Origin of the sequence: Streptomyces adelaidensis (assembly GCF_016598475.1) — a bacterium.
Classification (GTDB): Bacteria; Actinomycetota; Actinomycetes; order Streptomycetales; family Streptomycetaceae; genus Streptomyces; species Streptomyces adelaidensis.
This window is the reverse complement of sequence record NZ_JAEMUX010000032.1, coordinates 1-12759: the sequence shown is the minus strand read 5'-3', so window position 1 is coordinate 12759 and position 12759 is coordinate 1. Positions and strand designations below refer to the sequence as shown.

The window sequence follows — 12759 nt, the reverse complement described above, 5'->3', positions numbered from 1 at the left end:
CGATTCACCGGCGCCCACGTTCGTCCAGCCTCCCCAACTTCTTCAAGGGCCGCAGTCTGCCACTAAACCACTCCGATCCGCACTCGTCCGGTTACAGAAAGGGAAACTGTTCAACATCCGGGACGGGTGGGGCGCGGGGGACGTGGGAATGGGGTGAAGAAGAAATGTCCAGGAAGCGGTACCGGCGGGTCCAATTCGGGCGCGTGCACGTGCATCTGCCCTTGCATCTGCCGTACGCATCAGAAACCATGGTCCCGCGCCACCGCTGCATCGCAACGACCGCGAACACCCGGGAGTGCCTCGCATGGGGACGAATGGATCGACCATGCTCGAACCCTTACGGCAGGGACTTCCGCCACTTGATCCCGCGACCGTGTCCAGTGCCGCGTCCTGCGCGCTGCCGCCCCGCTACGAAGCGGTGCGTGAGGCGAGACAGTTCACCACGGGCACGCTCGACCAGTGGCGGATGAGCGACTGCTTCGACGACGTCTGTCTCGTGGTCTCGGAACTCGTCACCAACGCCCTGCGGCACGGCCTGTCCCCCGGCAACGGACTCCGCCCGGCCCAGGACCCGCCCGTACGGCTGCACTTGATGCGCTGGACCGAGCGGCTGGTGTGCGCGGTGCGCGACCCCAGCCATGACAGTCCGGTCGCGGGCGACTCGGACGACTTCGCCGCGGAGTCGGGGCGCGGGCTCTTCCTGGTCGACTCGTTCGCGGACAGCTGGGGCTGGCATCCGCTGGGCGGCGCGCTCAGCGGCAAGGTGGTGTGGGCGCTGTTCCAGGTGACGCCGGGGCGGGGCTGTCCGTCGGCCAACTGAAGAACCGCGGCGCTTTTCGGCGCCGCGGTTCTACGCGTGTCGCACCATGTCGCTTCACGTGTGACCGGGGCGGGACCCCGCCGACCGGCGGGGCTGCCCGGTGCGTTATCCGATCAGGTGGTCGAACTCGCCGTCCTTGATGCCCAGGAGCATCGCCTCGATCTCGGCGCGGGTGTAGACGAGCGCCGGGCCGTCGGGGAAGCGGGAGTTCCGTACCGCCACCTCACCGCCGGGCAGTCGCGCGAACTCCACGCAGTTTCCCTGCGAGTTGCTGTGCCGACTCTTCTGCCAGGCCACCGCGTGGAGCGTCGTCAGCTCCGTCGCGGCCATGCCGTTGTACACGTCATCCACGCCGTACACGTCGTGGTCCACAGGTCGCTCCCCGGGTGGTGCATTGGTGTGCATTGGCTCTGGTGTGGCCATTGATGCAGTGGTCAACTGCCCCGGATCATAGCTCCGTTCACGTGCTGATGCGCGAGCGGATGCACCTTCCTCTGCACGGGCAGATGCACGTGCACGCGGGGTGTTCCTGTGGTTACAGCACTGGAGAGACGTATGAGGGGGCGGTGCCGTTCCATCCGTGGTTCAGGCGGTTCGTGGTGCGTGGTGCATGCCGTCCGCGGTTCATGTCGTCACATCCCTCCGTACGGGGCGGGGGTCCGCGAGGTTCACGGCGACGGGGCCGCCGTCCGCAGGATGGCGGGAAACGGATGGCCCCGGGGAGGTCGTGGACCTCCCCGGGGCGGGGTGGGGGGCGGTGCTCAGCGGGGTGTCAGCGGGGTGCCGTCACCTTGAGGCGTACGGCAGGAGCGCCATCTCGCGGGCGTTCTTGATGGCGCGGGCGAGCTGTCGCTGCTGCTGGGCGGTGACGCGGGTGACCCGACGGCTGCGGATCTTGCCCCGGTCGGAGATGAACCGCCGCAGCAGCTCGGTGTCCTTGTAGTCGACGTAGGTGATCTTGGCCTGGTCCAGGGGGTTGGGGCGGGGCTTGGCGGGCTTGCGCTCCGGCTTGCGGGCCATGGTGGTTCAGACCTCCAGGAAGGTGTCGAAGGGGCGCGGCAGCCTTTCCCAGGCGGCGCGCCCGGCGGCGTACTCGGCGTCGGTGAGCAGGCAGGACTCCAGGAGCTCTTCGAGTCCGTGGCGGTCCAGGCCCGGGGAGGTGAAGACCAGGTGCTGGCAGCGGTCGCCGTGTTCCGGGTGCCAGTCGAGGGCGGCGGCGGCCCTGCGTACCGGGGGGACCAGGTCCCAGGCGGCGTCCGGGAGCGAGGCGAGCCAGGGGCCGGCCGACTCCACGCACAGGGCGCCGCCGGCGGCGTCCCAGTGCAGCAGGGTGTCGGGGCGCTCGGCGAGCCAGAAGCGGCCCCGGCTGCGGGCGGCCGCGCAGCAGAGGTCTTCGAGCGCGTCGTACAGGCGCTCGGGGTGGAAGGGGCGGTGGCGGTGCCAGACGAGGGTGGTGACGCCGGATTCGTCGGCGTCGGTGGGGAGGAGGGCGCAGGCGGGGTGCTGGGCGGCGGCTGCCGCGTCCACATCGAAACCGGCGAGCGCTGCGGCGAGCAGGGCCGGGGAGCGCCGTAGGGGTTGCGGTGCGTCGTCGAGTGCGCGTGCGTGGTGGCTGGTCGCGCAGTTCCCCGCGCCACTTTCAGGGCCTCCGGCCACTTCAGGGGCACGCCACCGGCCACCGATCGGCACCCTCCTTGCCGTCGGGTGGAGTTGGGCCAGGAGTGCGCGGTCCTCCTCGTCCGCCTCCTCCGAGTCAAGGATCGCCAGGATCGGGGCGTACTCCAGCTGGCGGGCGAAGGTGTCGGCGACGGTGCGCTGGTCGGTGGTGGCGGCGGCGAGGCCGCCGTCGGCGAGGTCGTCGCCGTTGCCGAGGTAGGGGAGGAGGAGGGCGGGGTCGACGGCGGTGATGACCGAGGTGAGGCGGAGGCCGCTCGCGGCGACCACCTCGGCCATCGCCTTGGGTTCGACCGAGTCCCAGAGCTCGACCACGGCGAGCCGGGTGAGGCCCGCGTCGGCGAGGCGCTCCAGCTCGGGGACGAGGTCCTCGCGCAGGGCGCAGCAGGCGCAGTCGTTGACGAGCGGGGTCTCACCGGTGGAGATGAGGCCCGCCGCGTCCCGTACGGTCCGGACGACCTTGGCGTCCGGACCGTCGGCGGCGGTCGACAGGTCGTGGTGCAGCGCGACGCTGCCCGGGACCCCGGCGAGCAGCGCCTCGACGGCGGCCCGCCGGGCGTCGGCGTGCAGGCCGCCGACGATCGCGACAGACAGCTGGGTCACGTCGGTCAGCCCCGCTTCTTCCCGGCGCCGTAGCGCTTCTCGAACTTCTCCACGCGCCCCGCCGTGTCCAGCACTCGTGCGGTGCCCGTGTAGAAGGGGTGGCTGACGTTCGAGATCTCGACGTCGACCACGGGGTACGTGTTGCCGTCCTCCCACTCGATCGTCTTCTCGCTCGTCATGGTCGAGCGGGTGAGGAAGGTGTGGTTCGCGGCGCGGTCACGGAAGACGACGGGCCCGTACGACGGGTGGGTGTCCTTCTTCATCGCTGGATCAGCGCTCCTCTCGGAAGTCGACGTGGCGTCCGGCCTTCGGGTCGAACTTGCGCAGCGTCAGCCGGTCCGGGTCGTTCCGGCGGTTCTTACGGGTGACGTAGGTGAAGCCGGTGCCGGCCGTGGACCGGAGTTTGATGACCGGCCGGAGTTCGTTGCGTGCCATGCTGATACCTTACTGAAAATGACTTCCATTTGCATTATTGAGCAGAGAGAGGTGCATCACCCTTGTCCGCCCACTGCATGCTGACCGGCGCCCGGCCCGGCTTCGGCAACCGCATCTCGCACTCCCACCGGCGCACATCCCGCCGCTTCGACCCGAACATCCAGTCCAAGCGCTACTGGCTGGCGAGCGAGAACCGTCATGTGCGCCTCCGGCTGAGCACGAAGGGGATCAAGACCGTGGATGTCATCGGCGTCGAGGCCGCCGTCGCGCGGATCCGCGCGCGTGGCGTCAAGGTCTGAGGGGACTGAGGAACCGATGGCGAAGAAGAGCAAGATCGCGAAGAACGACAAGCGGCAGGAGATCGTCGCCCGGTACGCCGAGCGGCGGGCCGAGCTGAAGGAGATCATCCGGCGGCCGTCCTCGACGGATGCCGAACGCGTCGCCGCCCGGCGGGAGTTGGGCCGGCAGCCGCGCGACGCCAGCGCGACCCGCGTACGCAACCGGGACCAGGTGGACGGGCGGCCGCGCGGTTACTTCCGGACGTTCGGGCTGTCCCGGGTGAGCCTCAGGGAACAGGCGCACGCCGGGTTCCTGCCGGGGGTGCGCAAGTCGTCCTGGTAGCTCTCACGAGTTTCCCGGGGAGCTATCACCGTTCGGGGGTGGCCCTTGCCGTTCGCGGGTGGCCGTCCCCGTTCCCGGGTGGCCCTCGCCGTTCGCGGGTAGCCCTCCCCTTTCCGGTAGCTCTCACAGTTCCCGGCCAGTTCCCGGCCATCTGCCGCAGAGGCACTGCTGGTAGCTTGCCGCTGTCGCTGCGGCGACCGGATCCGGCCACACCTTTGGGAGACCTCCACGTGACTACGGCGATGACGGCTAGGACTGTGACCAGGGCGTCCTCGGCCGGTCGGCGCGTGCGCGTCGCGGCCGCGGCGGCCGGGCTGGCGGCCGCGCTCGTGCTGACCGGGTGCAGCAGTGACGACACCGGCTCCGAGGCCAAGGAGTCGTCGGCCGCCCCGACGCCGACGGACACGGCGGACAGCGGCGGCTCCGGGGACTCCTCCGGCGCCAAGACCGAGCTCCAGGGCAACTGGCTGGCCACGACCGGCGGCAAGGCCGTCGCCCTGTTCGTCAACGGCGAGGAGGTCGCCGTCTTCGTGGGCACCTCGGTGTGCAGCGGCAAGGTCTCCGACGAGGCGAACATGCAGATGATCGCCCTCAAGTGCCAGGACGGCAGCGACGACCGCACCGAGGGCATGGTCGACTCCGTCAGCGCCAAGTCCCTCACGATCACGTGGGAGGGCAGCGTGGGCGAGGAGACGTTCCAGAAGGCGGAGGGGTCGCTGCCGTCGGGGCTGCCGACGGATCTGCCGACGGTCAGCGCCGGGTCGTAGATCATGTGTTGCGCGGGCCGCGGAACCTCCGGGTTCCGCGGCCCGTCCGTACACCCTCCAGCATGGCCGCGACAGCGGCCACGAACTCCCGGGGACCCTCCATGCGCACCGCTTCGATCGCCACCGCCGCCGCCCTTCTCGCGGCCCTCACGCTGACCGCCTGTGGCGGTGACGACGGGGGTGACGGGGGTGACGGTGGTGAGACCGCCACTGCCACGGCCACCGCCGAGAGCGGGAAGGGTGGCGCCTGTACGGCCGCGGGGGCCGGCTTCGAGGTCGGGCCGAGCAGTGCCGCGCCGGCCGCCGGTGACGAGGGGGCCGTACCGGTCACCGTCACCAACAAGAGCGGGGCCGCCTGCACGCTGAAGGGGACCGCCAGGGTCGACCTGTTCGCCGACAACCTGTCCTGGTCGCTCCAGCCGCAGGAGGGCGTGTCCGAGGACACCGAAGTGACGCTGGCGGACGGCCAGGCGGTGACGTTCACCATCTCGTACGTACGCGGGGTCGCCGGGGACGCGGTGAAGAGCGCCGAGGTGGACAAGCTGAAGTTCACGCTGCCCGGGGACAGCGAGGTCAAGAGCTTCGACTGGCCCGACCCCGAGGTCGCGGTGAAGTCCGAGAGCACGTTGGAGGCGACGGTGGGGCCGTTCCTGCCGGTGGGCGACTGAGGTTACGGCTGTTGGGCCACTGACTCAGCAGCACAGGGGCTCACGGCCGCCGGGTCAGGACGGCAGCCGGGGCCGCGCCCTGACCTGGGCCCGGTCCGCCGCCTCGCGGCCCTGCTGCCATCCGGCAGCGTCGGTGACACCCCGGACGCGGGTGGTGACGGTGTCGGGGAACATACGGGTGAACTGGTCGCGGACGGCGACGCCGCGGGCGGCGAGAACGGGCAGGAGGTCCGGTTCGGGGGCCCCGCCCGCCCCTTGGCCGCCCGCCGTCCCGGCTTCGGCCTCCGCCTCCGCGATCTGGGCCTCGGCGACCGCCGCCAGCCGGTCGCCGATGCGGTGGGCGTAGGCGGCCAGGAAGGACTGCCGGAAGGTCTTGGTCCGCTTGCGGCCGCCCTTGCGCTGGGCGGCCTCCGCCTTGGTCATCGCGGTGGTGGCCTGGACGAGGAGCGAGGTGTACAGCAGCTCGACCGCCTCCAGGTCGGCCTCGAAACCGACGACCGTGGAAAAACCGAGGGTCTCGTTCCAGACGGCCTCGCAGCGGTTGGCGCGGGCCACGGCGTCGAGCAGTACCGCCTTGGCCGTCTCGTACGGCGCGTCGACGCCGATCCGGCAGGCGCCGGGAGCGTCCTTGCCGTGGCCCCGCGCCGCGATCAGCGCCTCGTCGATGCTGTGCCGGGCCATCAGCTCCTGCGCCTTCGCGCTGAGCGCCTCCGCCTCCTCCGGGTACTCGGTGGCCTCCGCCTTGGCGAGGAGCGCGCGGATACGGGTGAGCATGCGCGACTCGGGGTGGTGCGAGGCGCTCGCGCCGGTTGCCTGCGGGCGGTCCAGCGGTTCGAGGGAGGGCAGGCGCAGGAGCAGCCGGTACAGCTCCAGGGCGGTGGTGGCGTGCGTGAAGCGGTCCGTGCGGGCGGGCTGCTCGGCGAGCTCCCTGACCTCGTCGAGCTGGGCGGCCCAGCGCGGATGCGGTGACTGCCCGTCCCCGGCCGCGTCCTCGTCCACGACGAGCCGCGCGAGCAGGCGTACGTGGGCGTCCTCCAGCTCACGCCGCACGAACCGTACGACGTCGGCGGGCTGCCAGCCGCGCCGCCAGGCCCCGGCGACGAACTCCCGCCCGCACCGGGCCAGTTCCGCGTCCGCCGCCGGGTCGGCGGCGAGCAGCGAGGCGCCGGTGTCGAGGGCGGCGTCGGTGTCGGCGTAGAGGGCCGTCTCGAAGGCGCGGTCCACCGTGCTGGTCGTACTCACGTGTTCGATCGTGTCATGGCGGGGTGTGGGTGGGTCCGGGGTGGGGGTGCGGAGGTAGGGCTGGGCATACCCCGAGGACGCCCTTCAGTGGTCGTGTGCGGGCGGGCCGTGGACGGTTCGCTGGGGGCATGACCACGACAGAGACAGCGCAGATGAACGCGGCTGGGGCGGAACCGGCGGGCACGGAGGGTGGTGCACGGGGCGCGAGGGGTGGTGCGCGGGGCGCGGGGGTCGCGGCCGTACGCGTACGGGCTCTGCGGCGGTCGTACGGGGAGGTCGTCGCCCTCGACGGGGTGGACCTCGCCTTCGGGGCCGGGACGTTCACGGCGGTGATGGGGCCGTCGGGGTCGGGGAAGTCGACGCTGTTGCAGTGTGCGGCGGGGCTGGACCGGCCGTCGGGCGGGACGGTGCGCGTCGACGGGGTGGAGCTGGCCGGGCTGAGCGAGCGGCGGCTGACGCTGCTGCGCCGGGAGCGGATCGGCTTCGTTTTCCAGGCCTTCAACCTCCTCCCCGCCCTGACCGCCGCGCAGAACGTCGCCCTGCCGCTGCGGCTCGCTCGCCGGCGGCCCTCCCGGGCGGCGGTGCGTGAGTCGCTCGCCCGGGTGGGGCTGGCCGAGCGGGCCGGGCACCGGCCGGACCAGCTGTCCGGCGGGCAGCAGCAACGGGTCGCGCTGGCACGGGCGTTGATCACCCGCCCGGCGGTCCTGTTCGGCGACGAGCCGACGGGGGCGCTGGACACCACGACCATCCGTGAAGTGCTGTGCCTGCTACGGGAGTTGGTCGACCGGGAAGGGCAGACCACGGTCATGGTCACACACGACCCGGTGGCCGCGTCGTACGCGGATCGGGTGGTGTTCCTCGTCGACGGGCGGGTGAGCGGGGAGCTGGCCCGGCCGTCGGCGGAGGGCGTGGCCGCGCATATGGCGGGGCTGGAGTCGGCCGCCGCGGGGGCGGGCGACGACGCGGTGGTCGGGGGTGTGACGTGCTGACCTTGTCGTCGTTGCGTACGCGGTGGGCCGCGCTGCTCGGCTCGTTCGTCGCCGTGGCGCTGGGGGTCGGGGTGATGGCGGCCATGGGGCTCGGGCTCGCCGCGTCCCTCGACCCGCCCGCGCGTGCGCCGGAGCGCTTCGCCTCCTCCCCCGTCGTGGTCGCGGGCCTGGACACGCTCACGGTGGAGGTGCGGCGGGGGCCGGGCACGGCCCGGGTGTCGAAGAAGCTGGCGCGTCCACACCCTGTGGACGACGGGTTGGTGGCGGAGCTGCGGGAACTGGGGCCGGTGCGGATGGATGGGACCCCTGGCATGGACGCGGTCGGGGTGGACGCCGCCGTCGCGGATGTGCGGGCGGTGGTCGGCGGCCGGGCGCGGGTGCTGACGGGGGACGACCGGCGGCGCGTGGACCCCGCGTACGAGCGGGACGAGGAGGCGCTCGTCGCCGTCAACTCGCTGCTGGGGACGGCGGCCGGGGTCACCGCGTTCGTGTCGGTCTTCGTGACGGCGTCGACGTTCGCCTTCGTGGTGGCCCTGCGGAGAAGGGAGTTCGGGCTGCTGCGGATGGCGGGCGCGACGCCCGGGCAGGTACGGCGGCTGCTGCTCGGGGAGGCCGCGGCGGTCGGGGTCGTGGCCTCGGCGGCGGGGTGTGCGCTGGGGGCGTACGGGGCGCCGCTGCTGGTACGGGAGTTGGTGGCCGGCGGGATGGCGCCGAGCTGGTTCGCGGTGCCGGGCGGTGTGCTGTGGCCGTACCACGTGGCCTTCTGGACGGGTGTGTCGGTGGCGTTCGCGGGAGCCTGGGCGGCGGCGCGGCGGGCCGGCCGGATCGGGCCGGTCGAGGCGTTGCGGGAGGCGTCCGTGGACACGGGGGTGCTGCCGCGTTCGCGCCGGGTGATCGGTTTCGCCCTGCTGGCGGGCGGATTCGGGCTGCTGGCCTGGAAGTTGGGGACGGATCCGGCGGAGCTGTTGAAGCGGAAGACGTACACGACTCAGCCGATGCTCCTGATCACGGCGGTGGCCGCGCTCGCCCCTCTGCTCGTCCGTCCGCTCGTACGGCTGACCGGAGCGGCTCTGCCCGGGGCCTGCGGCCTGCTGATCCGCGAGAACGCGGCCACGTCCGTACGCCGTACCGCCGCCGTCGCGGCCCCGGTGCTGGTGACGGTCGCGCTGGCCGGGTCGCTGCTGGGGGCGGCGGGGACGGTGGCTGAGGCGAAGGGGGCGGAGGTGGGGGCGCGGACTCGGGCGGACTTCGTGGTGACGGGGGGCGCGCCGGGGGCTGTCGCCGGCGTCGGCGCGGGGATCGTCGGGGCGACCGTGGCCGGGTCCGCCTCCACCGCTGTGTATGTGAAGGAGGAGGGGAGCGCGCTCGTGCGGTCCGACGCGCGGGCGGTGACGGATGTGGGGGCCTTCGCGTCGGTGTCGCGGCTGCCGGTGGTCGCCGGTGACGTACGGGATCTCGACGACCGTTCGATCGTCGTGAACGAGGAGTGGGAGCGGCATGAGGTGGGGCGGTCCGTGCAGGTGTGGCTCGGGGACGGGCGTCCGGTACGGCTGCGGATCGTGGCGGTGCTCGCGCGGGGGACCGGGGACAACGGGGCGTATGTGACCGCCGCGAACGCCGGGGGCGGCGTCGTGGACCGGGTCGAGGTGCGGGTGGGGCCTGGGGTCGACCCGGGAGTGGTCGCGGCGGCGCTGCGGGGCGGTGGCGGGGCAGGTCGGGGCGGTGGCGGGAAGGTTCGGGGCGGTGGCGGGAAGGTTCGGGGCGGTGGCGGGGAGGTCCAGGTCCGCACGGCTGAGGAGTGGCTGGCCGCGAACCGGCCGGGCACCGGGGCCGAGACCCGGCTCGGGTTCCTCGTGGTGCTGGGGATCGCCCTCGTGTACGCGGGGATCTCGCTGGCCGGGACGCTGCTGATGGACACGGCTGCGCGGGGCGGGGAGCTGCGGACTCTGCGGCTCGCGGGGGCGACGCGGAGGCAGGTGCTGGTGGTTGTGGTGGGCGAGGGGTTGGTGGGGGTTGTGGTGGGTGTGCTGTTGGGGGTGGGGGTGACCGCGGTGAATTTGGCGGGGGTGGCGGGGGCGTTGGGGGTGTTGTCGGCGCCGGTGGGGGTTGAGGTGCCGTGGGGTGTCGTCGGGGGGTGTGCCTTGGTGTGTGGGGTTGTTGCGGTGGGGGCGGTTGGTGGGGGTGCGGTTCGGCGGTGAGGTGGGGGGCGGCGTCCGGGGTGGGAGGTGCTGTGGTGAGGCGGGTGCGGGTGGGGTCGTGGCTGGTCGCGCAGTTCCCCGCGCCCCTTAAAAGCGGCGGGGTGCTCGGCGGCGGTGGCCGTGAAGGCGTCGTCTGCTGTGGGGGCGCCGTCCGGGGGAGAGGGAACTGTGGTGAGGCGGGTGCGGGTGAGTTCGCGGCTGGGCGCGCAGTTCCCCGCGCCTGGTGGAGCGCTGCGCGCCCCCCGGTGTGTGCGGGTGGGAAATTGGGTCGCCCTTTGCCGCTGGGACTGCCAAGCATGGGCGCATGGTTGATGCATCTCTCTACGCAGCGTTTCTCGTCGCGGCCTTCGCTCTCTGTGTGACGCCGGGGCCCGACATGATGTTCATCGTGGCCGTCGGCGGGCGGGGCGGGCCGGTGGTCGGGGTGATGGCCGCGGCGGGGGTGGCGAGCGCCATGCTGGTGCACACGGTGGCGGCGACGCTGGGCCTGTCGGCGCTGTTCGAGTCGTTGCCGGTCCTCTACTACGTGCTGCGGTGGCTGGGGGCGGCGTATCTGCTGTACCTCGCGGTGAAGGCGTTCCGGGACCGGTCGGTGCCGGGGGACGAGCCGGGGGCGACAGCGGGCGGCCTGGGGGGCGCGAGTCTGCGGCGGGCGTTCTGGCAGGGCGCGGTCACCAATCTCCTCAACCCGAAGGTGATCCTCTTCAACGTGGCGTTCCTGCCGCAGTTCGTGGACCCCTCCCGCGGGCATGTGTCGGGCCAACTCCTGCTGCTCGGCTGCACCCTCGTGGTGATGGGGTTCCTGTGGGACGGCGCGGTCGGGCTCGCCGCCGGCCGCCTCGCGCGGATGCTGCGCCGGAGCCGGCGGGTGGCGCGGGGGCTGAATATCTTCACCGGGACGGTGTTCGCGGGGCTGGCGGTGCGGTTGGCGGTGGCGCCGAAGTGAGGCCGCACACCGAAGGCGACTGTCAACTCAAGGTTGACAGTCCTGGAGTGTCAACCTAAGGTTGACGCATGACGACGAACCCGCGAGCCTCGGCTTCCATCCGTCTCGACGACCTCATCGACGCCATCAAGAAGGTCCACCCGGAACCACTCGACCAGCTCCAGGACGCGGTGATCGCCGCGGACCACCTCGGCGACGTGGCCGACCATCTGATCGGCCACTTCGTGGACCAGGCCCGGCGTTCGGGCGCGTCCTGGACGGACATCGGCAAGAGCATGGGGGTGACGCGGCAGGCCGCACAGAAGCGGTTCGTGCCGAAGGCCGACGTGGACCTCGACCCCAGCCAGGGGTTCAGCCGCTTCACCCCACGCGCGCGGAACGTGGTCACGGCCGCGCACAACGAGGGCAAGGCCGCCGGCAACACCGAGGGGCTCCCCGCCCACCTCGTCCTCGGGCTCCTCGCCGAGCCGGAGGGGCTCGGGGCCAAGGCGATCGTCGCCCAGGGCGTCTCCCCCGAGGCGGCTCGCGCCGCCGCGACGGCCCTCCTCCCCCCGGCCGCCGACGAGGTCCCCGAACTCATCCCCTACGGCCCCGACGCCAAGAAGGTCCTCGAACTCACCTTCCGCGAGGCCCTCCGCCTCGGCCACAACTACATCGGCACCGAACACATCCTCCTCGCCCTCCTGGAGTTCGAGAACGGCAAGGGCGTGCTCAGCGACCTGGGCGTGACGAAGGAGGCCACGGAGGCGAACGTGGCGGAGGCGTTGCGGGCAGTGGTGGAGGGGCAGGGTCAGGGGCAGGGCCAGTGAGTTAAAGGCACTCACCGCACCTCGCGGTGTCGCCCTCGGCCGAAAGCCTGCGGGCGCGGCGCGGCGCGGTCGCGGACGTCTCCGGCTCGGCCTCCGCGGCCGCAGGGCGATCAATAAGGTCGACCGATGGCAGCTCGTCGGCGATCAGAGGTGGTCCTTCAACGCCGCGTACGCTCGCTCGACTTCGCCCAGGTACTGCTCCAGATGGAAGCGAACCTCTTCGATGGCCCCGCCATCGAAGCCGGGGTACATCAGGTCGGACCAGATGACCGTCTCGCCCCGGAGCCGGATCCGGACGGTCAGCCTGTCCGGCCCTGGCTCGGGCTGCTCCTGAGCCGCCACCTCCACCGTGCACGGCGTATCCATCGGATAAAGCGGTCCGCCCGGGCGGAGCAGTTGCCTCGGGCCGAGGCCGGCCATCCTGCTGTCGCTGCGCGCCACCCAGTCGAGGCCATCGACGAAGAGGTACGTGTGCACGGCGGTACACGCCGGCGGCCCAGGGCACGCGCTGATGAGCAATGTGCTCACCGCACCATCGCTCTGCCCATCGGGCACGGTGGCCCTCAGCACGCGCGGGGGTCTACGAGGCATCCGCCCGATGTGACGTCATGGGCCGATCGTAGGGCTACGCCGCACAGGTTCGGAAGACCGTTTATGCGGATCTGTTCCGCCCCCGGGGCGACCGTCAGACGCGCCGAGGGCACGTGGTATCGGACCGCCGCCGGTCTCGGACAGCCCGAGACCGGCGGCGGTCCGAGATCTGGCAACCCGCCTCCGTGAGGACGACGTGGGCTGACTTCTGGACAGTGAACACCACCGTGAGTTCCTGCAGCCGTGCCAACCAACCAACCATCGCCGTGGTCTGGCGGGGCTGCGTCAGAATGTAGGGAGGGAGGGAAGGAGGGAGGGAGGGAGGGAGCAGAAGGCGCTGTGGAGGCAGTAGGTGGAAGGGTCTGGAACTGCTGTCGCTGGAGTGCGTTCAAGAGC

Annotated in this window: 16 protein-coding genes; 9 read left to right on the top strand and 7 right to left on the bottom strand. The window is 72.1% G+C overall.

Annotation, left to right across the window (positions count from 1 at the left end; all coding sequences use genetic code 11):
• Nucleotides 1-304: 304 nt before the first annotated feature.
• Nucleotides 305-820 (top strand): ATP-binding protein, encoded by a 516-nt coding sequence (locus I8N67_RS19825; RefSeq protein ID WP_200304488.1) that lies wholly within the window; start codon nt 305-307, stop codon nt 818-820.
• Between the two features lie 105 nt (nt 821-925).
• On the opposite strand, the gene I8N67_RS19820 is transcribed toward I8N67_RS19825, so the two are convergent.
• From I8N67_RS19820 to rpmG, 5 genes are all read right to left on the bottom strand, one after another.
• The gene (locus tag I8N67_RS19820) at nt 926-1192 is read right to left on the bottom strand and encodes a DUF397 domain-containing protein (RefSeq protein WP_200304487.1); all 267 of its coding nucleotides are present in this window, start codon (nt 1190-1192) and stop codon (nt 926-928) included.
• A gap of 414 nt (nt 1193-1606) precedes the next feature.
• Nucleotides 1607-1840 carry a 30S ribosomal protein S18 gene (rpsR, locus tag I8N67_RS19815; RefSeq protein WP_200304486.1) on the bottom strand — a complete coding sequence of 78 codons (234 nt, stop codon included), beginning with the start codon at nt 1838-1840 and terminating at the stop codon, nt 1607-1609.
• Nucleotides 1841-1846: 6 nt separating this feature from the next.
• On the bottom strand, nt 1847-3097 hold the full coding sequence (locus I8N67_RS19810) for a GTP-binding protein (RefSeq protein ID WP_200304485.1): 1251 nt from the start codon (nt 3095-3097) through the stop codon (nt 1847-1849).
• 5 nt (nt 3098-3102) lie between these two features.
• Nucleotides 3103-3360, bottom strand: a complete 258-nt coding sequence (locus I8N67_RS19805) for a type B 50S ribosomal protein L31 (protein ID WP_200304484.1) — start codon at nt 3358-3360, stop codon at nt 3103-3105.
• Between the two features lie 7 nt (nt 3361-3367).
• Nucleotides 3368-3532, bottom strand: a complete 165-nt coding sequence (rpmG, locus tag I8N67_RS19800; RefSeq protein WP_200304483.1) for a 50S ribosomal protein L33 — start codon at nt 3530-3532, stop codon at nt 3368-3370.
• A gap of 62 nt (nt 3533-3594) precedes the next feature.
• Between rpmG and rpmB the strand changes: the two genes are divergently transcribed.
• From rpmB to I8N67_RS19780, 4 genes are all read left to right on the top strand, one after another.
• Nucleotides 3595-3831 (top strand): 50S ribosomal protein L28, encoded by a 237-nt coding sequence (gene rpmB, locus I8N67_RS19795; protein WP_200304482.1) that lies wholly within the window; start codon nt 3595-3597, stop codon nt 3829-3831.
• 16 nt (nt 3832-3847) lie between these two features.
• Nucleotides 3848-4153 carry a 30S ribosomal protein S14 gene (rpsN, locus tag I8N67_RS19790; protein ID WP_200304481.1) on the top strand — a complete coding sequence of 102 codons (306 nt, stop codon included), beginning with the start codon at nt 3848-3850 and terminating at the stop codon, nt 4151-4153.
• A 242-nt stretch (nt 4154-4395) separates the two neighbouring features.
• Nucleotides 4396-4920, top strand: a complete 525-nt coding sequence (locus I8N67_RS19785) for a hypothetical protein (RefSeq protein ID WP_200304480.1) — start codon at nt 4396-4398, stop codon at nt 4918-4920.
• A gap of 101 nt (nt 4921-5021) precedes the next feature.
• Nucleotides 5022-5588 (top strand): DUF4232 domain-containing protein, encoded by a 567-nt coding sequence (locus I8N67_RS19780; protein WP_200304479.1) that lies wholly within the window; start codon nt 5022-5024, stop codon nt 5586-5588.
• A 54-nt stretch (nt 5589-5642) separates the two neighbouring features.
• Here the strand turns inward: I8N67_RS19780 and I8N67_RS19775 are convergent, their stop codons facing one another.
• Entirely contained in the window at nt 5643-6830 is a 1188-nt protein-coding gene (locus I8N67_RS19775; RefSeq protein WP_200304478.1) for a DUF2786 domain-containing protein, read from the bottom strand.
• Between the two features lie 128 nt (nt 6831-6958).
• On the opposite strand from I8N67_RS19775, the gene I8N67_RS19770 reads away from it, so the two are divergent.
• The 4 genes from I8N67_RS19770 to I8N67_RS19755 all read left to right on the top strand — a co-directional run bounded on the left by I8N67_RS19770 (nt 6959) and on the right by I8N67_RS19755 (nt 11772).
• On the top strand, nt 6959-7819 hold the full coding sequence (locus tag I8N67_RS19770; RefSeq protein ID WP_234045965.1) for an ABC transporter ATP-binding protein: 861 nt from the start codon (nt 6959-6961) through the stop codon (nt 7817-7819).
• Entirely contained in the window at nt 7813-10017 is a 2205-nt protein-coding gene (locus I8N67_RS19765; protein WP_200304477.1) for an FtsX-like permease family protein, read from the top strand. Before I8N67_RS19770 ends, I8N67_RS19765 begins: the two co-directional genes overlap by 7 nt.
• 304 nt (nt 10018-10321) lie before the next feature.
• Nucleotides 10322-10963: a LysE family translocator gene (locus I8N67_RS19760; RefSeq protein WP_200304476.1), complete on the top strand. Its 642-nt coding sequence runs from the start codon at nt 10322-10324 to the stop codon at nt 10961-10963.
• A gap of 68 nt (nt 10964-11031) precedes the next feature.
• Entirely contained in the window at nt 11032-11772 is a 741-nt protein-coding gene (locus I8N67_RS19755; RefSeq protein WP_200304475.1) for a Clp protease N-terminal domain-containing protein, read from the top strand.
• A gap of 144 nt (nt 11773-11916) precedes the next feature.
• Here I8N67_RS19755 and I8N67_RS19750 read toward each other — a convergent pair whose 3' ends face one another.
• The gene (locus I8N67_RS19750) at nt 11917-12342 is read right to left on the bottom strand and encodes a hypothetical protein (protein ID WP_200304474.1); all 426 of its coding nucleotides are present in this window, start codon (nt 12340-12342) and stop codon (nt 11917-11919) included.
• Between the last annotated feature and the right edge of the window lie 417 nt (nt 12343-12759).